The sequence below is a fragment of the Alishewanella sp. BS5-314 genome (assembly GCF_025377695.1).
Lineage (GTDB): Bacteria > Pseudomonadota > Gammaproteobacteria > Enterobacterales > Alteromonadaceae > Alishewanella > Alishewanella aestuarii.
Genome location: NZ_JACEHJ010000002.1, coordinates 91,174 through 112,759, shown reverse-complemented (window position 1 = coordinate 112,759; position 21,586 = coordinate 91,174). Strand labels below are relative to the sequence as shown.

Below are 21,586 nucleotides of genomic sequence, written 5' to 3'. Positions count from 1 at the left end.
TTAATTTGACACCTGTCAGACACAATGTCTACAGTCTAAATACCTACTTCTTACAACTCCCAAATAAGGTTTAACGCTAATGCAAACACCCGTGATTCTGGTCGTAGAAGACGAAGAAGTGACCCGTTTAAATCTGGTTAGTCTGTTTCAGGGAGAGGGCTATCAGGTTATCGAAGCCATAAATGGTGACGAAATGTATCAGAAACTGGAAACTAACCCAGTTAATCTGATTGTCATGGATATTAATTTACCCGGCAAAAACGGCCTGATCCTGGCAAGGGAATTACGGCAAAAGCAAAATATCGGACTGATATTCCTTACTGGCCGCGACAGCGAAGTTGATCGTATTCTCGGCCTGGAAATCGGTGCCGACGATTATCTGACCAAGCCATTTAATCCACGCGAACTCACTATTCGTGCCCGCAACCTGTTAAATCGTACAGTCGCGCAACCTGTAGTGGAAGAGCACAAGAGTGTAGTGAAGTTCAACGGCTGGACGCTGGATGAAAATAGCCGTAATTTGACCTCTCCAACCGGGATGGCACGTCGTTTACCTAAGGGTGAATATCGTGCGCTGCGCTTGATGCTGGATACACCGGGTAAGATCTTCACCCGTGAGCAATTGATCCGTCATATGACCGGCCGCGAGTTGCGTCCGAATGACCGTACTGTCGATGTCACCATTCGTCGTATTCGTAAACACTTCGAATCTGATGTCGAGAGCCCGGAGTTAATCAGCACCATCCATGGTGAGGGCTATCGCTTTGTCGGCAAGATCGATAAATAATTAAGCGTCTTTAATATATTGCTGCAGAGTAGCCAGATGCTGCTCTGCAGTAAAATGCAGCTCCAGTAATTGCCGTTCCAATAGCGCCCAGTCAGGCTCCTGTTCTTCCAGCTTTCGTGCTTGTTCCTGTAACCAAAGTAAACCGACCGCGGCTGCCGCCCCCTTTAGTTTATGCGCCATACTTTGCAACTCTTTGAATTGTTGCTGCACCGCAGCCTCGAGTAACTTATTAATATAGCCTGGTAATAACTGCGCAAATAACAACACACTACGCTGCATCGCATCCTTACCCAACGTCTGTAAATAATGCTGCAAAATATTGGTATCCAGCACAGCCGGAGCCTGCTCGCTACTCGCCGCCGTCGGCGCGGTTTGCTCCGAGTTTTGCTGCAGTTTAAGAGCACTGGGCGAAAACAGCTCAGCTAATAATAAGTCTAATTTTTCGGTATTCAGTGGTTTGGACAGCACCCCGTCCAGCTTGATATCCGCCAGTTTCTGCTGTGCTTTGCGCACATTAGCTGTCAGCATCACAATGGGCAGTGCCGATAAATGACTTTCACTGCGGATATAACGGGCGATCTGATCGCCATCCATATCAGGTAGCTGCATATCCAGAAGCACCAGATCAATATCGTCCTCTGTTTCAAGCAAGGCGAGCGCATCCTCTCCGGTTTCGGCCAGTAACACTGTATGACCTCGCTGTTCCAACAGCGCCATCGCAATATCGGCATTTAACGGCACATCTTCAATCAACAGAATCGTTAGCGCCGGACAGTTAATGGGCGCGGGTTGTGACGGTGCCTGAGCAAACACGACGGGTAAACTGACGGTAAAACAACTGCCAGCGCCGGGCGTACTCTTTACACTGATCTCACCGGCCATGGCTTCGATCAGCGAACGCGATACCGACAAGCCGATACCCGAACCAAGAATACTCAAGCGCTGGCCATCACGGGATTTATAGTACATATCAAAGATCCGTGGCAGATCATGATCGGCGATGCCAATACCGGTGTCGATCACCTGTAACTGCAGAAACTGCTGTGTTAGCTGACAGTGCAGGGTCACCTGCCCCTGCCGGGTGAATTTAACAGCATTACTTAACAGATTCCATAACACCTGACGTAAGCGCGTAGGATCCAGCAGCAGGTAGCAGGCGGTAGTGCCCTCTGTTTGCAACTGAAAACTCAACCCTTTTTGCTGACAGATTAACTGCGCAAAATTGCCAATATCATCCAGGAACTGCTGTAGCTGTACACCCTGGTAGACGATATCGAGCTCCTGACGGTCAATTTTATCCAGGTCAATAATATCGTTGAAGATATTACCCAGGGTTTCGGCACTGGTAAAAATGGTATTGGCCCAGCTGAACTGTTCCGGCGCCAGTTCACTGCCCAGCAGGCGCCGGCTTAAACCGACAATGCCATTTAGTGGGGTGCGCAGCTCATGACTGAGGGTTGCAATAAACTGGCCTTTGTCCTGATACGCTTTTTCTAACGCCTGTTCAGCCAATTTGCGTGACGTAATATCACGACCAAAGCCCAGTAAACCGATATAGCGTCCTTGTCTGTCATAAAAGGGTAAATGGCGCATTTCAAACCACAGTACATTGCCATCTTCTTTTTTAAACTCGACATCCAGCGTCAGCTCAGTCTCGGGTTCCGCCTGCTCATACTCAGATAAGATTGCCGCCTGCGGACTGTCTGCGGCATAGAGCTGGGTCAGATCCCGGCCGATCAACTCAGCCATTGGCCGCTCCATAATACTCTCGAACATCTTATTACAGCTGGCCAGTAAACCCTTTTCGTCGCGGTAATAAAACAGATCCGGCGAACTATCGACGATGGAGCGGATCAGCAAACTTTGCTCCGCCAATTCCTGCTCTGTTTTACGGCGCTCACTGATTTCTTTCCGCAGTTCTTCGATAGCCCGCCGCTTTGCCTGAAATGCCTTTTTCCGCTCCTCGATTTCAAAGTTAAGCTGCCGGATACTCTGCTGCATGGTCTGATTGAGTTGTTGTTCAGATTGCGTTGAGTTTTGTACAAATGACAAGGCCGCATCCAGCCTGACTACCAGATAACAAATCACAAACACCAGGCAAGCAAACAACGGCACCGTATAAACCAGCAGTAGTTGCAACTCATGAATGACCACTTCCCGGTTAAAAATCGCCGCATAACCGAGATAACTCAGTAGTACCAGCGCAGCCAGCAATAGCACCAGTAGGGTTGCCAACTGCCAACTGCCCCATTGCCGGATGCGGCGGGCCAGTGTTGTCAGCTGCGGTATTGAGGAAATTTGCATAGGTTAACCTTTGAATACTTGCCAATACCCGCCAAAGCCGCAGGCTTGATTCCTAACTAACGCCATGATTTTGCTAAGAGTACCCCTTTGCTGGCTGAGGCACAATCTGGTTGACGCACCGCCTATTGCGGCTTTATTCTGGCAGGCAAGATATAAACGCATAATTATTACTTTTTAATGTCAGCCAGAAATCGGTTCACTCTGGGCTACTCTGCTATTCAGATTTTGACCAAAGCGACTTATTGCCTGGATGCTGACAGCAAGACATTTTAATAGCGCCCGGCAAAAATGCGGCGGAATAGCACCATATACGCGAAAAACCCACTTGCATTTTCTGATAAATCTCGGTATACCTGATACCCTCTATAAGTATAGACGGCTAAAACCTTCGAGTTAAAGACCGCACCACGTTAACCTCTGAGAGACAACCTGGTTTTTGCTTTCAGCAGTAGCACAGACAACAACAAGAATAATAATTCAAATAATATTAATAATTATTTATTTCAGGATAAGTTTGGAGGCGTGTCATGGCGTTGTATCAGCATAGTCAGGCAAGAGAGAACTGTGGCTTTGGGCTGATTGCGCACCTGGAAGGGGTCGCCAGTCACCGCATAGTCAGAACAGCAATAAATGGTTTAGACCGCATGCAGCACCGCGGCGGTATTTCTGCCGACGGCAAAACCGGTGATGGCTGTGGTTTATTAATGCAAAAACCGGATAGCTTTTTCCGCGCGCTGGCCGAGGAACATGGCTGGAACCTGGCGAAAAAATATGGCGTCGGAATGATTTTTCTAAGTCAGGATCCAATTAAAGCGGCTCTGGCAAAAGACATTATTAATCAGGAAATTGCCCGCGAAACCCTGACCCTGGTTGCCTGGCGTAAGGTACCGATCGATGCCAGTGTGCTGGGGCCTTTGGCACTGAGCTCAATGCCACAAATTGAGCAGGTGATTGTTAATGCCCCCCATGGCTGGGGCGATCATGATCTGGAACGTCGCCTTTATATGGTGCGTCGCCGGGTCGAAAAGCAGCTGACCGAAGATAACGATTTCTATATTCCCAGCTTCTCCTCTCTGGTTACTGTGTTTAAAGGCTTAATGATGCCGGCGGATTTACCGGGTTATTATCTGGATCTCGCCGATATCCGGATGGAAACCGCCATTTGCGTGTTCCACCAGCGTTTTTCAACCAATACGATGCCGCGCTGGAAACTGGCACAGCCGTTCCGCTTTTTAGCCCATAACGGTGAAATCAATACCATTACCGGCAACCGGCAGTGGGCCCGCGCGCGTCAGTACAAGTTTGCCTCGCCGTTATTACCGGATTTACAGGATGCCGCGCCCTTTGTTGGTCAAACCGGCTCCGATTCCAGCTCATTAGATAATCAGCTCGAATTATTACTGGCCGGCGGTATGGATCTGTTCCGTGCCATGCGCTTATTAGTACCGCCTGCCTATCAGGGCAATAAGGTGATGGACGATAACCTGAAAGCCTTTTACGAGTTTAACTCCATGCATATGGAGCCCTGGGATGGTCCGGCGGGCATCGTACTGACTAACGGCCAGCATGTGGCCTGTAATCTGGATCGCAATGGTTTGCGCCCCGCCCGCTTTGTGATAACCCGCGACAAGTTGATTACCCTGGCCTCCGAGGTCGGGATCTGGGATTACACTCCGGACGAAGTGGTCGAAAAAGGCCGGGTTGGCCCCGGCGAGATGCTGGCGATTGATACCACCAGCGGCAAGATCTGGCGCTCGGATGAAATCGATCAGGATTTAATGCAGCGTCACCCATATCGCAGCTGGCTGACCGAAAACGTACAGCGGCTGGTGCCTTATGAAAAGTATGAAACCGATCTGATTGGCAAACGCGTCTTTACCGATGACGAAATGCTGGTGCTGCATAAGCTGTTTAACTACAGCTATGAAGAAATTGAGCAGGTGGTGACGGTACTGGCGAAAGATGCGCAGGAAGCCGTTGGCTCTATGGGTGACGATACGCCGATGGCGGTGCTGTCGCGTAAGCCGCGCACCCTGTTTGATTATTTCCGTCAGCAATTTGCCCAGGTTACCAACCCACCCATAGATCCGTTACGTGAAGCCCATGTGATGTCACTGGCCACCAGTATTGGCCGCGAACATAACGTCTTTAAAGAGACTGCAGGCTATGCGCGGCGGATCCAGTTTGAATCCCCAGTGCTGATGTATTCAGATTTAAAACAACTGAAACAGGCGGATGAGAAATACTATAAGCACCAGATCTTCTCATTGAATTTCGACCCGGCACAGCAGGATCTGCAGCAAGCTGTCAGCACCCTTTGTCAGCAAGTAGTGAGTGCGGTAAGAGATGACCAAGTGGTACTGGTTATCCTGACCGACCGGCGCATTGCGCAGGGGTTATTGCCCATTCCTGCAGCTATGGCCGTCGGTGCTGTGCAACAAGCACTGGTTAATGCTCAGCTGCGCTGTGATTCGAATATTATTATTGAAACCGCTGCCGCCCGCGATCCGCATCACTTCGCAGTATTGATTGGCCTGGGTGCCACGGCGATTTACCCGTTCCTGGTTTATGAGACCGTCGAACAGCTGGTCGAGAAAGGCAATATCGCCCTGACCGCCCGTCAGGCCGTGCTGAATTACCGCAAAGGCATCAATAAAGGCCTGTATAAAATCATGTCGAAGATGGGGATCTCCACGGTCGCCAGCTACCGTTGCTCTAACCTGTTTGAAGCGGTCGGTATTCATCCGGATGTGATGGCGCAGTGTTTTAGCGATGTGCCGTCACGGTTAAGCGGCGCTAACTTTGCCGATTTCCAGCAGGATCTGCAGCAACTGGCTAACGTGGCCTGGTTAAAGCGCAAACCGATGAATCATGGTGGTCTGTTAAAATATGTGCACGATGGCGAGTACCATGCCTATAACCCTGATGTGGTACAAAGCCTGCAAAAAGCGGTACGCAGCGGCAACTATGAAGACTACAAGGACTATAGCCGCTTTGTAAACGAGCGGCCGGTCGCACATATCCGCGATCTGTTCCAGTTAAAAGCGGGTACGCAAGCGGTGGCAGTGGCGCAGGTCGAGCCGGCAGAGCAGCTCTATCCGCGCTTTGACAGCGCAGCTATGTCTATCGGCGCCTTAAGTCCGGAAGCACACGAGGCGCTGGCCATTGCGATGAACCGCCTCGGTGGTCGCTCCAACTCCGGTGAGGGCGGCGAAGATCCGCGGCGCTTTGGTACCGAGAAAAACTCGAAAATCAAACAGGTCGCCTCCGGCCGTTTTGGAGTTACGCCGCATTATCTGGTCAACGCCGAAGTGATTCAGATCAAAGTGGCGCAGGGTGCCAAGCCTGGCGAAGGCGGTCAGTTACCCGGCGAGAAAGTCACCGCTGAAATTGCCCGGCTGCGTTATTCAGTGCCAGGCGTGACGCTGATTTCACCGCCGCCACACCATGATATCTACTCGATTGAAGATTTGGCGCAGCTGATTTTCGATTTAAAGCAGGTTAATCCAGAAGCGCTGATCTCAGTCAAACTGGTGTCAGAGCCGGGTATAGGTACTATCGCGACCGGTGTCGCCAAAGCCTATGCTGATCTAATCACCGTCTCTGGCTATGACGGTGGTACCGGCGCCAGCCCGCTGACGTCGGTAAAATACGCCGGTAGTCCGTGGGAGCTGGGCTTAGCTGAAGTACATCAGGCTCTGGTAGAAAACGGTCTGCGTGATCGGGTACGGCTACAGGTCGACGGCGGTCTGAAAACCGGCCTCGATGTGGTAAAGGCCGCTATTCTGGGCGCCGAAAGCTTTGGTTTTGGCACCGGCCCTATGGTTGCGCTGGGTTGTAAATTCCTGCGCATTTGCCATCTGAATAACTGTGCGACCGGTGTCGCTACTCAGGACGCCACCTTACGCCGCGACCACTTTAATGGCCTGCCGGAAATGGTAATGAACTATTTCAGCTTCCTGGCGCGCGAAGTGCGCGAGCTGATGGCAGAGTTGGGCGTGACCGAGTTAACCCAACTGATTGGCCGTACTGATCTGTTGGATTATCGCAGTGCGCAAACGCAAAAACAGGGCAAACTGGATTTAACGCCTATTTTGCAAGCCTCCGGCGTAAGCTCGGATAAACCGCTGTACTGTGTACAAAATAATACGCCTTTTGATCCGGGCGCCTTAAACCAATTGTTACTGCAAAAATGCGAGCAGGCGGTACTGAAAAAAACCGGTGGCCAGCTAAGCTTGCCGATACGTAATACCGATCGCTCGGTTGGCGCGGCCTTATCCGGCTTTATTGCCCGCCAGCATGGTAATCAGGGTATGGCAACCGATCCTATCCGCATTAAGTTTACCGGTACTGCCGGCCAGAGCTTTGGCGTTTGGAATGCCGGTGGCCTCTATCTGTCGCTGCAGGGTGATGCCAACGACTATGTTGGTAAAGGCATGACCGGTGGTCAGATCGCAATTTACCCGGCTAAAGGCGCCAGCTTTGCCAAAAATGGCTTTACCATCGCCGGTAATACCTGTCTGTATGGCGCCACCGGCGGTCGCTTGTTTGCGGCTGGCCAGGTCGGCGAACGTTTTGCGGTGCGTAACTCCGGCGCCGTCGCCGTGGTAGAAGGTACCGGGGATAACTGCTGTGAATATATGACGGGCGGTGTGGTCGTAGTGCTGGGCTGTACCGGGGTGAACTTTGGTGCCGGTATGACCGGTGGCTTTGCTTACCTGCTAGATGAGCAGGATGATTTGGCACTGCGCTTAAATGGCGAGCTGGTGGAAGCACTGGATGTCGAAATGCCGATTTTACAGGAGCATTTACGCAGCCTGCTACACCAGCATGTCGAGGAAACCGGCAGCGATAAAGCGCAGCGGATCCTGAATGATTTCCACAACTATTTAAGCAAATTTAAGCTGGTAAAACCAAAAACCAGCGATGTAAATACCTTGCTTGGTCACCGCGCCCGCTCGTCTGCCGAGCTGCGCGTGCAAGCGATGTAAGGGAGGCGTTATGGCACAGAATGTATACCAGTTTATTGACGTAAAACGGATTGATCCGCCAAAACGCTCACTAACCGAAAGAACGATCGAGTTTGTTGAAATTTATCAGCCATTAAGCGCCACCCAGGCCGAGGGGCAAGCTGACCGCTGCCTGGATTGCGGTAACCCCTACTGTGAGTGGAAATGCCCGGTACATAATTATATTCCCCAGTGGCTCAAGCTGGCGAATGAGGGCCGTATTGTCGAAGCGGCAGAACTGTCCCACAAAACCAATAGCCTGCCAGAGGTGTGTGGCAGGGTTTGCCCACAAGATCGGCTCTGTGAAGGCGCCTGCACCCTGAACGAAGGCTTCGGCGCTGTCACCATCGGCAGTATCGAAAAATATATCACCGACAAAGCCTTTGAAATGGGCTGGCGGCCTGACTTATCTGCAGTGGTCAAGACCGACCGCAAGGTCGCGGTGGTCGGCGCTGGTCCGGCTGGCTTAGCCTGCGCCGATGTACTGGTGCGTAACGGCGTTACCCCTGTGGTGTTTGACCGTTATCCGGAGATCGGCGGCCTGCTCACTTTCGGTATTCCACCGTTCAAGCTGGAAAAGGATGTGTTAAAACTGCGCCGGCAGATTTTCAGCGAAATGGGCATTGAGTTCCGGCTCAATACCACAGTCGGGGTGGATGTTAGCTTCGACAGTCTGCTGGAAGAGTATGATGCCGTCTTTCTGGCGCTGGGTACCTATACGCCGATGAAAGGTGGCCTGGTTAATGAAGACGCGCCCGGTGTTTACGAAGCCTTGCCGTTTTTAATTGGCAACGTCAATAACCTGATGGGCTGGCAAACTGAGCATCCCTTTGTCAGCATGGCCGGTAAAACCGTGGTGGTGTTAGGGGGTGGCGATACCGCTATGGACTGTGTCCGCACCTCGATTCGTCAGGGTGCAGCTAAAGTCAGCTGCGCTTACCGCCGCGATGAAGCCAATATGCCTGGCTCGCGCAAAGAAGTGCAAAATGCCCGCGAAGAAGGCGTTGAGTTTCTGTTTAATCTGCAACCACTGGGGATTGAATTAAACGATGCTGGCCAGGTCTGCGGCGTACGGGTGGTCACGACCGAATTGGGTGCGCCTGATGCCAAAGGGCGGCGCAGCCCACAGCCAGTGCCTGGCTCAGAACAAGTATTGCCGGCTGATGCGGTGATTATCGCCTTTGGTTTTCAGCCTAGTCCGCCAAAATGGTTAATCGACCAGGGCGTAGCGCTGGATAGTAAAGGCCGGGTTTTAGCCAGCGAGCAAAGCCCCTATGCGCTGCAAACCAATCAGCAAAAAATCTTTGCTGGTGGCGATATGGTGTTAGGCTCTGATCTGGTGGTCACGGCTATTGCCCAGGGCCGCAAGGCAGCTGAAGGGATCCTGGATTACTTGCAGGTTTAATTGACACTAGCTACCCTGCTTAATGCCCGCTTATCGCGGGCATTTTTATACCCTGCCCCCGCGGCGGCTGCGACGAAAAATCTGCAACTGCTGCTTGACAGTCTGCAGCTGCCGTCATATAACTGATATCAGATGGCGAAAAAGACATCTGCACTCGTTTCGTACCAGAACTTACAAAGAACGAACTTACAAAGAAGTAGCGATATGTTAAAAAAAGCAATCCAGCTTAGCTCATATCACTACTCGTCATACTACCTCTCTGAGTGGTTTAACGAGTAGAAACGCAACAGGTTGACCCGTCACTGATTGTTTTCGGTGCCGCGCTGCCTGCTTTTCTATTTGTTTGACCCAAAAAAACCAAATAACAATCATAAAGCAAAAATGAAGCCCCAGGCGGCTTCACAGTATCTTGCTATGCATTTTCTGATGCATAGGGCTGTGCGGCTGCCTGCTTATCCAAAGAAGGTGTAACCATGAAACGCTATGCTCCTCTCTCACTGGCTATTGCTACCGCTCTAGCTATGGCAGCACCAGCTGCTGCCCAACAAAGCACCGAACCAACTGACGAAGCGAAAAGCCTGGAGCGGATCGCCGTAACCGGCTCGCGCATTAAAGGCGTTGATCTCGAAGGGGCGCAACCGCTGGTAGTGTTGTCGGCCGAAGATATTAAAAATTCCGGCGCCGGCTCACTCTACGAATTACTGAAGGATCTTGGTCAGCTCCGAGGCGGTAACGGCACCTTCTCTACCTCAGAAAGTGGCGCCACCTCAACCGCAACGCCAGCCGGTCAGGCTGCCGCCTCATTACGTGGCTTAGGCCCGGCTTCAACCCTGACCCTGATTAACGGCCGCCGCGTTGCCGCCTCCTCTTTTGCGGCCGGTACGCAAAACTTTGTCGACATTAACAGTATTCCGATTGCTGCGATTGAGCGCATTGAAATTCTGGCCACCGGCGCCTCGGCCATTTATGGTGCCGATGCGGTCGCTGGCGTAATAAACTACATTCTGAAAAAAGATTATGACAAGGCCGAGGTCAATCTGTCCTATGCCAATAGCACCGCATCCAGTGACGAAGGCACAGCCAACCTGAATCTGATCTGGGGCCAACAGGTGGCGGGTGGCAACCTTACCCTGTTTGCCGATCTGTTTGATCGTAAAGCCTTCCGCGCCACAGATCGCGACTTTACCCGCACGCCAATTTTACAAAGTAATTATTCTTACCTGCCAAAGGGCACACCGAATATTTACTATTTCTCGACCCGCAGCGGCGATGAAATTGCCACACCGGGCTGTCCGACACCACTGGTGACTACTGAATTTGGTGAGCAGATCTGCGCCTATTATCCGAATGAAGATGATGTGCTGCGCAGCCCGATTAAGAGCGCGTCAGCCGGTTTAATGTTTAATAAAGACTTAAACGCTAACCTGAACTGGCAAACCGATTTGTTCTATACCCGTACCAAATCTACCGCTGTATCCAGCCCGGCGCCGATTAACCAGCTAAACGATGCCGAAGGTGCCTGGGTGCCGGAAAATGCGCTGGATATTTTTCCCGGTACCACCCGCGATAATGACTTTATCTACTTTGGCAACGAACGCATCTTTATCGATCCCTTTTTCTCCCCTACTGGTCGCCGGCTCTGGGGCTTCCAGTTCGACGCCCGCTTTACCGAGCCGCGCACCGTGGAAGTTACCACTGAAGCGCTGCGACTGGTATCGGCGCTATCCGGTACTTACCGCGACTGGGATTGGGAAAGCGCCGTCCTGGTGTCACGCTCCAAATCGACTCAGGAAGCCGTAGCCGGTATTTATAATCGCTATAAATATCATGCTGCTATCGCCGGTGAGCTCTGCTCAGATGGCAGTATCGCCAGCCGCAGCGGCAATACGCTAAGCTGTGCTACTGGCACTAATCTGGTCGGCTTGTATAATCCGTTTTTACAAAATGATGCCACGAATGACGCCAGACTGGCGTTAGCACAGGAAGTACCTACCCGTGATGGTTTAAGTACCCTCTATGGTTGGGATGCGCGGATTAGCGGTGACCTATTTGAATTCCGCGATAATATGGTGCGGGCGGCCTTTGGTGCTGAACTAAGACGCGAAAAAATCACCGACGAGCCATCCGAAAACGCCCAGGCCCGCTTCGATAATGGCTATCTGGTCGATGTCTTTGGTTTTGGCTCCAGCTTATCCGCAGCCAGTCGTAATCAGGCCGCGGTGTTTGGTGAGTTCTATGTACCCCTGACCAGTCAGTTAGAAATGCTGGCAGCTGGCCGTTACGACCACTATAACGACTTTGGTGGCACCTTTAATCCAAAGATCGGCTTTACCTACCGGCCAACCGATGAGCTGGTATTGCGCGCTTCCTGGGCCAGTTCGTTCCGTGCGCCTTCATTAACCCAGGCCGGTGTCAAGCTGCGTACCACTACCGCCCGCTATGATTGTTCGGCCAACGACGTGGTAAACCAGTTTTACTGTGGCGGCCAGGGCGGCACCGGCAGTCTGAACGTACTGGAACTGGGTAATCCTGAATTAAAAGCCGAAACCTCAGAATCGGTTAGCGTCGGTTTTGGCTGGAGCCCAAGCCGCAATACTACGGTGACCGTAGACTACTGGCAATTTGATCATAAGAAGCTGGTCGACACCGATATGACCGCTGCTTTGGCACGCAGTATTACTGACGTGAGTCAGCGTCACTGCGGTTTGGTGCCTGAAGGGGCCACTGGTATCGCGCTGAATCCGGATCTGGCCGTTGGCCGTGACCGCTTTAATATCTGTCAGGTACTGGATAGCGAGGGCCGTAACCTGACCAATCCGAATGCCAATATGCAGCAAATTCTGACCAATTGGGTCAACAGCACGCCAGCACGGGTTACCAGCTTGCCGTTATTCCGCGACCATGTGATCCTGCTGGAAAACGTTGGCCGGCAGCAAGTTAAGGGTATTGATACCCGTATCAGCCATACCTTTGACTTAACACAGGGACGGCTGGGGCTAGATCTGGACTGGACCCATTATCTGTCGTTTGAACGCAACAAAGCCGGCTCAGATGAGATTGAGTCGCTGGTAGGCACTTATCGCTATCCGCGCAATATCGCCAATCTGCGGCTGTCCTGGCGGGCAGAGGATTTCTTCACCGGCTTAGGTCTGAGCTATACCGCATCCTATGCCGATGATATCAGCCGCCTGCGTAGCCGTAATATTATTGAAATGGAAGATCTGGGTGTGCTGGATGACAACGGTGAGCGCAAAGTCGCCGCCTGGACCACAGTACGCGGCTATGTTGGCTACGACTTTAAAAACGCCACTGTCAGCTTTAACATCGACAACCTGTTCGACCGCGACCCGCCACGGGTTTATGGTTCAAGCCGGGGCTTCGATTCCATCAATCACAATGCACTGGGCCGTAACTATCGGTTATCCTTTAGCTACTTCTTCTAAACCCAGGGCTGCCGGCCACTGCCGGCAGCCTGTGCACACAGGTTAGTTGTATGACACCATCAACCAAACAACCGGCACAGATGCCGGATGCCTTTGTCATCCTGTTTTTCGTGATGATTTTGGCAGCACTGGCATCTTATCTGATCCCGGCTGGCAGCTTTAGCCTGACGGAATTGCCAGCCGCAACCGAGGGCGCGGTAAAAGCTAAGGGCAAACTCGATCCGCAAAGTTTTCAGTTTGCATCCGAGCAGCAACAAGGTGTACCGCTGTTTGCTGAAGGCGGCGGTATCGGCTTTTTTAACTATGCCTTTGAAGGCCTGGTTTCCGGCAATAAATGGGGCTCTGCCGTCGGAGTGGTAGCCTTTATTCTGTTAACCGGTGGTGCCTTTGGCATCATTATGAAAACCGGTGCTATCCATAATGGCATAGTGGCGCTGATCGAAAAAACCCGGCGTACCGAGTTTTTGTTTATCCCGCTGATGTTCGCGCTGTTCTCGCTCGGCGGCGCGGTCTTTGGCATGGGGGAAGAAGCTATCGCCTTTTGTATCATCCTGCTGCCGCTGATGCTGGCACTGGGCTATGATGCGATCACGACCGTGCTGGTGACCTATGTCGCCACCCAGATCGGTTTTGCTACCTCCTGGATGAACCCCTTTAATGTGGCCATCGCGCAGGGTATTGCCGAGATCCCGCTGTTATCAGGCGCTGAGTTACGCTATGGCATGTGGGCGGTATTTACGCTGTTCGGCATCATTTATACCATGCGCTATGCCGCCCGCATTAAAGCCACACCGGAAAGCTCATTGAGTTTTGCTACTGATCAGCGGTTACGGCAGCAGCAAAGTAGCAGCGTGCAACACCGCTATAACGGTCTGGACAGCGTGATCCTGTTGCTGTTTTTTGCCGGACTGTGCTGGATTATCTGGGGTGTGACTCAGCGCGAGTACTATATTCCGGAGATTGCCAGTCAGTTTTTCACCATAGGGGTGGTCATTGGCATAGTGGCGGTACTGGGTAACAGAATGCGCGTTAACGAAGTAGCCGATGGCTTTAAACAAGGTGCGGCCGAATTGTTGCCGGCAGCACTAATTGTTGGCATGGCTAAGGGTATAGTGCTGATCCTCGGTGGTGATAATGCCGAACAACCCTCAGTACTCAATACGCTGCTGTTTTACTCCGGGCAGGCACTGGGCGATTTTCCGGCTTGGTTATCTGCCTGGTTGATGCTGGTTTTACAATCTATTTTTAATTTCTTTGTCGCTTCCGGCTCCGGCCAAGCCGCGCTAACCATGCCACTGATTGCCCCGCTCTCCGATATGCTTGGCTTATCACGCCAAATCGCCGTACTGGCATTTCAGCTCGGTGATGGCCTAACCAACTGCATTATCCCCACCTCCGCCGCCTTGATTGGCTGCCTGGGTGTCGTCAGAGTGGACTGGAGTGTCTGGCTGAAATTTGCCTGGAAATTACAACTGTGGCTATTTGCGCTGGCGTCGGCTTTTATGCTGCTGGCGGTGGCGATTAATTACCAATAATGAGGTTATCTTGGAACAGATTATTCTGATTAAGGGCGCACAACTCTATGCCCCTACTGCGCTTGGCACTAAGGATCTGCTGCTGGCCGGTAATACGATAGCGGCGATTGCCGATAATTTAATGCTTAATGACACCAACTTACCGATCACGGTGATCGATGGCAGCGGCAAGTTACTGGTGCCCGGCTTTGTTGACTCGCTGGTGCATTATATCGGCGGCGGTGGAGAGGGTGGCTTTGCTACCCGTACCCCGGAAATGCAGCTGACCGATGCCACTTTGGCCGGCGTAACCACCGCCATTGGCGTGTTGGGTACCGATGCCACTACCCGTACCTTAAGCAACTTGCTGGCGAAGGCACATGCGTTGGAAATTGAGGGCATCAGTACCTATTGCCATACCGGCTCTTATGAAATCCCGTGCCGGACGCTGACCGGCAACATTACCGACGATCTGATCCTGATTGATAAAATTATCGGTGTCGGTGAAATTGCCATTAGCGACCACCGGTCGTCACAACCGACTATCAGCGAAATCCGCAAGGTCGCCGCTGCCGCCCGGGTTGGCGGTATGCTGGCAGGTAAAGGCGGCGTGGTCAGTGTGCATGTCGGCAGCGGCAACAGCTTACTGCAACCGCTGTTTGATGCGGTCGCCGGCACTGAGTTAAGCTTAAGCCAATTTTACCCGACCCATATCAACCGCAACGAAGCCTTGTTTAATGCGGGTTTGGACTTTGCGCGCGCCGGCGGTGTGATTGATTTTACCACCAGCACCACCACCTACGATTTGCAGCATGGCGAAGTGGCCGCCGCCGCCGCCGTCGCACGGGCCCTGGCTGCGGGTATCAGCCCAATGCAATTAACCATGAGCTCGGATGGCAATGCCAGTCTGCCGATTTTTAGCCCGGATGGTCGTTTACTCGGGTTGGAGGTCGGTGCAGTGTGTAGCCTGCATCATTCACTGCAAAGCGCAGTGCTGGAATTTCAGGTGCCACTGAGTGCCGCCCTGACCACGGTAACCCAGGCTCCGGCGCAGGTTTTAGGCCTAAAACAAAAAGGCCAGCTTGCAGTTGGCAAAGATGCTGATATGCTGCTGCTCAATAGCCATGATCTGAGTATCGACACCGTGATCGCCAAAGGCCGCTGCCTGGTAAAGGACGGACGGCCACGGGTGTATGGCACCTTCGAAAAACCGCAGCAATTCGCAACAGGAGGTTAGATGCGTCTTTCCTGCATAAAGCTGCTGCTTTTTAGCAGCCTGGTTGGCCTGGCAGTACCGGGCGCATTGGCGGTTGAGCCGCAGCCGGAACCCGCTCAGACAGAACAGCCGTTGGCAGCCGCTGATGCAGCGACGCCGGCAACCGAGGCTGAACCCAGCATTCTGGATATCGCCAGCACGCCGACGCAAGTACTACCGGAGCCTGAATACGATCTGATGTTAATGGGCGGCGGCCTTGCCACCTGTAGCTCAATGTCAAACCGCAGCTGCCTGGAACAAACTCAGTTCAGTGCCCTGGCAAAAACCGGTAATCTGTACTGGTTACAACAGAGTCTGCTGCAAAATTTCGCTACCGCGGAAGTTTTCAGCGCTGAACGTAAAACATTGCAGCAACAGCTGGTGCAGCTGTTTAATCAACTTGCTGCTGAACATAATGCGCTGCTAACCGAACAACAGTTGGTCGGGCTGTGGCGGGCGGCTCCGGCCACAGAGCAAGCGCCGGATGGTGAAACCCTGTGGCAACAGCTTTCTGACCGTGAGTTAAATGTCGTCTTCGATTATCTCGAAGTGCCGACCCTGAGCAGTGATGGTAAGTACCGGTTAACTGAACAAGTCGATTTGGCAAAGACTTCGGATCAACACTCGGCTGAACTGTACCGCGAGTTTGTGCGTCTGGCGGCAACGAAAGCCAGTAACAAAGGGCGCAGTGCGCCAAAACTGCTAATGGTTACCGCCTCATCACGGGATCCTTTTGCCGCGGTGGATTTTTATCTGGATGCCTTTCGCCAGGCTGGCGCAGAGGTAGAGTGGCTGCCGCTGACGGCAGCCTTGCAGGCGGCAATGCAGGCGCAAAATTGTCAGGCGCTGCCGCAATTTTTGTCTGAGATCCATGGTAGCTACCGCCGTGAACAGGTTTATGCCGATCTCTACGCCCTTAAACTGCAGGCCTGTCAGGCTGGCAGTAAAGCCCTGGTTGCAAAAATTGCTGCGGCTGATGGTATTTTCTTTAATGGCGGCGATCAAAGTCTGACCTATCAGGCGCTGCGCTTTACGGACGGCTCTGCCAGCCCGGAGCTGACCGCAATCTTCAGTGCCGTTGCCAACAAGCAGCTGCTGGTTGGTGGCACCAGCGCTGGTACCGCAGTGATGAGCGGCAATCAGTGGCTGGCACCTCAGCTGGCAGCGGTACCGATGATTTCCAACGGCGACAGCTATCACGCCTTACAATATGGCGCGGTAGCGGGCCCTGCGCCCTGGCCGGGATGTCGCAAAGAGAACCGCTGCCCGGATAATTTAAGTGAGCGCCAGCTGACCTACACCGCGGCCGGTGGCCTGGGATTATTCCCGCTCGGTGTGCTGGATACCCATTTTGCCGAGCGCGGCCGTCAGGCCCGGCTCTTAGTGCTACAGCAGGCAACGCAGACCAGACTGGCTTTTGGTGTTGATGAAGCCAGTGCCATGCTGGTCGATCTGGGTCACTATGCCACAGGGCTGGTGCAAATGGCTGCCCGCGGCGCGGGTGAGATCTATGTCAGCGAGTTACTGCCAGAGTCGAGCAAAGCGCAGTTACTGGCGCACACCTATACCCTGACAGCAGGAGATACTATAGTCTGGCAAGCGGAAGCCTTGCCCCAGGCGGAGACTTTGACCCCGGCTGAGGCCTCGCCCCAGGCTGAGAATGTGCCCCAACAGGTGACGCTAACTCTGGTGCCCGCCGCGGCTAAAGCGCCGCTGACCGAGCTGGCCGAGCCGCTGCATAGTAAGAGCCCGCTATTTAGCCGCGATCACTACCGTAGCCTTAGCCGTTCACTGTGCCGCAGCAACTTTCACAGTGCCACCGTCAGTGAGCCACCTTATCTGATCCGTCTGAGTAAAGACGGTGCTTGCAGTGCCGATGCCGAAGGTAACCTCAGTTATCGCCAGCAGCTACGCATTATCAGTCCGGCTGAATAACCGCCACTAAACCGGTCGCCCTGCTGCCTTTAGCGCAGGGCGACTGCACCGCTTGCCAATTCCCACACCTGCAGCAACAGCTACTTTAACACCTGAAACAGATTACTGTGTTGATCGGTCCAGCGCACCTCGGGTCTTAGTGGTGTTGGCCAGGGCCGACTGGCTTGCCGGATGCTGTCTTGTTGTAAAAAACGCTGATTGCGGCTTAGCAGTACCCACTCGGTCGCCGCCGGATTATCCGCATCGGCTGGCGTCGGGATAAAGACCGCTTCCAGTCCCAAGGCCGCAGCCTGATTACGTAACACACTACTGAGATCCAGATAGTTATTCGAAATATGCACAGCCAGCACGCCATCAGGCAACAAATGCTGCCAATACAATGCCAGCGCCTCTGTCGTTAACAGATGCTGCGGAATGGCATCACTGCTAAAAGCATCTAACACCAGCAGATCAAATTGCTGACTGCCCTGTTCTGCCAGTTGCTGCTGCAGCAGCTGTCTGGCATCGCCCAGCTGCAAGCGAATTTCCGCCGGGCTCTGCGCCAGATAACTAAAATGCTGCCGGGCAGCCTCGATCACCGCCGGATTAATTTCATAAAACTGCAGCAGATCGCCGCTGCGCCCATAGGCCGCCAAAGCGCCAGCGCCCAAGCCCACCAACCCCAGATGACGCCGGCTCAGCTGGCTGCTGCTACGTGTCGGATCGGCCGGTAAAAAGTGTGTTATTGCCAAAGCGACCCCAGTACCAGGCCGATAGTAGCTCAGCGGTTGCATGGCTTTACTCTCGTCCAGATACTGCGCACCGTGGCTGGTGGTGCCATCTATTAGTTGGCGCTGCCAGTGCCCGTTTAGCTCGACATCGCGCACAATCAGACTACCGTAAAAATTCCGGCTGCTGCTGATATCCTGGCGCCCCAGTTGCTGTTCAATCAGCAAAAAACTGCCAATAAAGATCCCACCTGCCAATAACGCCGTTGCCGTCTGCCACACCGCCTGTCGGCGCCAATTATGCAGCGTCACCAGCCAGAGGATCGCCAATAGCACCAGCGGAAACTCCCAGTAACGACTAAACAGCAACGGCGCCAGTAGATTAATCAACAGGCCGCCCAGCACCCCGCCGGCAGCCAACAACAGATAAAATGCCGTTAACTGCTCACGGGACGGCTTGCTGCGGGCCAGCTCACCATGACAGAGCATACAACCACTAAACAGCAACATCAGATACAGCAGCAGCTGTGACAGCCAGTCAAACTGCCGGCCCAGATAAAACAGCAGTAGCGCAACAACTAAGCAGATGGCGAACAAATACAACCAGATGGCGCGCTGATACCAGCTATCGCGGTTGAATACCAGGGTAAAACTGAGTAAGTAAAGTGCCAGCGGCACTACCCAGAGAAAGGGCACCGGCGGCACATTTTGCGTTAATTGCTGAGTTACTGCCAACAACAGCACCACCCCGGCGGCAGATAACGCCAGATAACGACCGCTATGGCCGCGCCGCAACGTCAGTGGCGCCGCGGGCAGCAGCTTGCTCTGCGCCAGTGAGTGCCACAGCAGCACCAGAATACAGCCGCTAAACAGGATAAAACCGCCAGTCCAGTATGCTTGCTGCTGCGGTAGCGCCAGATAGGGCTCGACTAAAAACGGATAACTGAGTAAGGCCGCAAAAGAGCCCAGGTTTGACAACGCATAAAGCCGGTACGGGCTTTGCTGTGGGTAACGGGCGGCAAACCAGTGCTGTACCAAAGGCGCGGTGGCGCTTAACAGCAGATAGGGTAAGCCGATCGCCAGTGCAAGATAGCTTAGAATTCCCGACAAGGGTGCAGCTTGCGGATCGGGTTTCGCATCGAGCAATAACAAACTGGCTACCGCCAGCAGCAGTAAACTGCTATGCCAGAAACGCTGCCACGTCAGATTGGCAAAGCGGCTTAGCAGGTGTGCATACAAATAACCACCAAGCAGAGCCGTTTGGAAAAACAATAATGCAGCGGTCCAGACTTGAGCGCCGCCACCAAAATACGGTAGTAGCAGCCGCGCCAGCATAGGTTGAACCAAAAACACCAGACTGGCGCTGAGCAGCACGGTCAGAGCAAATAACAAGGGCCTACTCCGCTTAAAAGGCGTCAGCCTACCCAAAGCGCGCTCTGCCAGCAAGGGTTATCCGCCGCGCTGTATGCTAGTTACGGTAAATTACGCCTGGGCATGTTGAGGTTTGCGGATTGAATTTTGTTGCTCTGGAGCCGCAGCCTTGTCTGATTTGTCGAACCGCGCGTCATAGGTTAGACTTGCAGCGCGCTGGCCGGTAGCAGTGGCGGTATCGCTAACCTGTTAAGCCCTGACGACCTGGCTTTCAGCCCAATATTACTATAACAACACCCTCTATCGCGCCCCGGCGCACTGCTAAGGTTTATTTATGGGAAAGTTTAAAGTTCCGCACACTCTCACGCTACTGTTTAGCATGATGGTGATTGCGATGATCGCCACCTGGATTGTTCCCCAGGGTTTCTTTGCTACCGAGACCATGGCCAACGGCCGGGCTGTGGTAGTGCCGGGCACCTTTAGTCTGGTTGACGAGCGCAGCTATCTGACACCCTGGCAATTATTAACGGCCATTCCACGGGCTTTTGCCTCCGCCCAGGATGTGATTTTCTTTGTGATGATTTTAGGCGGCGTGCTGGCAGTGGCCCGCGCAACCGGTACCGTGGATGCGCTGATTGGCCGCTTACTGGAGCGTTTTGGCTCCCGGCCACAGATGCTGATCTTTATGGTGATCTTCTGCTTTGCGATGGCATCCAGTTTTATTGGTACCGCCGGTGAATATATTCCCTTCGTATTAATTCTGGTGGCGCTGTGCAAAGCCATGCGGCTGGATGCGATGACGGCAGTCGGTATGACGGTGGCCGGTTATGGTATTGGCTACGGCATTTCTGCGGTCAATCCATTTACGCTGGTGATTGCCCAACAAATCGCCGATATTCCGATTTTATCCGGTTGGGAGCTGCGGGCAGCAATTTTTCTGCCCTTTGTGTTAATTGGTTTTCACCATGTCTGGAGTTATGCCAAAAAGGTCGCGCAAGACCCGAGCCAATCGATGGTAAAAGATTTGCCCTGCCCCCTGGGTGATAAGCATGCGGTCGATTATCCGAACTTAAACTGGCGGCATCGCCTGATCCTGGGCAGCTTTGTGCTGACTATCGGTGTGGTAGCCTACAATATCCGGATGAATGGCTGGTATCTGTATGAGCTGGGTGCCGCCTTTATCGCCTGGGGCTTATTTGTGGTATTGGTTGGCAATATCAGTACCGATACTGCCGCGAAAAAATTTATCGAGGGCGCGATGGAGCTCACCACCACCGCAGTATTAATCGGTGTCGCGCGCGGGATTTCACTGATTTTGGAAGATGGCCAGATCCTGCATTCGCTGGTGCATGGTATGTCAATGCCGTTGTCTTTTGTCGGCGCTGAAGTGGCGGCAGTGGGTATGCTGTTTATCCAGACCTTGCTGAACTTCTTTATCCCGTCCGGCAGTGGCCAGGCTTACGTCACTATGCCACTGATGGTACCACTGAGTGATCTGCTGGAAATTCCGCGCCAGGTTGCCGTATTGGCGTATCAGTTTGGCGATGGTTTCTCTAATATGATTATCCCAACCAATGCGATTCTAATGGGCATTATCGGTATTGCCGGTATCCCTTACGGTCACTGGTTCCGCTTCTGTTTACCGCTGATGGTCAAACTGATGCTGGCCTCCTCGGTGGTACTGGTATTGGCAGTGGTATTTAACTTTGGTGCTGATGTACAACCCGCCGATCTGCCATTGCAATCCAAGGTGCAGCAACACACTGAACAGGTTAACTAGCCGCGATACCAGCACAAAAAGGGCTCAATACGAGCCCTTTTTGCTTTTAGCGTTTGCCAGTGACTTAGCTTTCTCA

At 53.0% G+C, this 21,586-nt stretch carries 10 protein-coding genes; 8 read left to right on the top strand and 2 right to left on the bottom strand.

Annotation, left to right across the window (positions count from 1 at the left end):
* Positions 1-79 precede the first annotated feature (79 nt).
* Entirely contained in the window at positions 80-787 is a 708-nt protein-coding gene (gene arcA / locus H1D31_RS04995) for a two-component system response regulator ArcA (RefSeq protein WP_008608653.1), read from the top strand.
* On the opposite strand, the gene H1D31_RS04990 is transcribed toward arcA, so the two are convergent.
* Positions 788-3,091: an ATP-binding protein gene (locus tag H1D31_RS04990; RefSeq protein WP_008608654.1), complete on the bottom strand. Its 2,304-nt coding sequence runs from the start codon at positions 3,089-3,091 to the stop codon at positions 788-790.
* 527 nt (positions 3,092-3,618) lie between these two features.
* On the opposite strand from H1D31_RS04990, the gene gltB reads away from it, so the two are divergent.
* From gltB to H1D31_RS04960, 6 genes are all read left to right on the top strand, one after another.
* A complete protein-coding gene (gene gltB, locus H1D31_RS04985) occupies positions 3,619-8,082 on the top strand; it encodes a glutamate synthase large subunit (protein ID WP_261256611.1) in 4,464 nt (1,487 codons plus the stop codon).
* Positions 8,083-8,092: 10 nt separating this feature from the next.
* Positions 8,093-9,505 carry an FAD-dependent oxidoreductase gene (locus tag H1D31_RS04980; RefSeq protein ID WP_261256609.1) on the top strand — a complete coding sequence of 471 codons (1,413 nt, stop codon included), beginning with the start codon at positions 8,093-8,095 and terminating at the stop codon, positions 9,503-9,505.
* A 473-nt stretch (positions 9,506-9,978) separates the two neighbouring features.
* Complete coding sequence (locus tag H1D31_RS04975; RefSeq protein ID WP_261256607.1) at positions 9,979-12,948, top strand: TonB-dependent receptor domain-containing protein; 2,970 nt, start codon at positions 9,979-9,981, stop codon at positions 12,946-12,948.
* Between the two features lie 50 nt (positions 12,949-12,998).
* Positions 12,999-14,483 carry a putative basic amino acid antiporter YfcC gene (yfcC, locus tag H1D31_RS04970; protein ID WP_261256605.1) on the top strand — a complete coding sequence of 495 codons (1,485 nt, stop codon included), beginning with the start codon at positions 12,999-13,001 and terminating at the stop codon, positions 14,481-14,483.
* A 10-nt stretch (positions 14,484-14,493) separates the two neighbouring features.
* Complete coding sequence (gene iadA, locus H1D31_RS04965) at positions 14,494-15,699, top strand: beta-aspartyl-peptidase (RefSeq protein WP_261256603.1); 1,206 nt, start codon at positions 14,494-14,496, stop codon at positions 15,697-15,699.
* A complete protein-coding gene (locus H1D31_RS04960; protein ID WP_261256601.1) occupies positions 15,700-17,652 on the top strand; it encodes a cyanophycinase in 1,953 nt (650 codons plus the stop codon).
* An 80-nt stretch (positions 17,653-17,732) separates the two neighbouring features.
* Here the strand turns inward: H1D31_RS04960 and H1D31_RS04955 are convergent, their stop codons facing one another.
* The gene (locus H1D31_RS04955; RefSeq protein WP_261256599.1) at positions 17,733-19,751 is read right to left on the bottom strand and encodes a fused MFS/spermidine synthase; all 2,019 of its coding nucleotides are present in this window, start codon (positions 19,749-19,751) and stop codon (positions 17,733-17,735) included.
* Positions 19,752-20,064: 313 nt separating this feature from the next.
* Between H1D31_RS04955 and H1D31_RS04950 the strand changes: the two genes are divergently transcribed.
* Positions 20,065-21,510 (top strand): YfcC family protein, encoded by a 1,446-nt coding sequence (locus tag H1D31_RS04950; RefSeq protein ID WP_261256598.1) that lies wholly within the window; start codon positions 20,065-20,067, stop codon positions 21,508-21,510.
* Positions 21,511-21,586 lie beyond the last annotated feature (76 nt).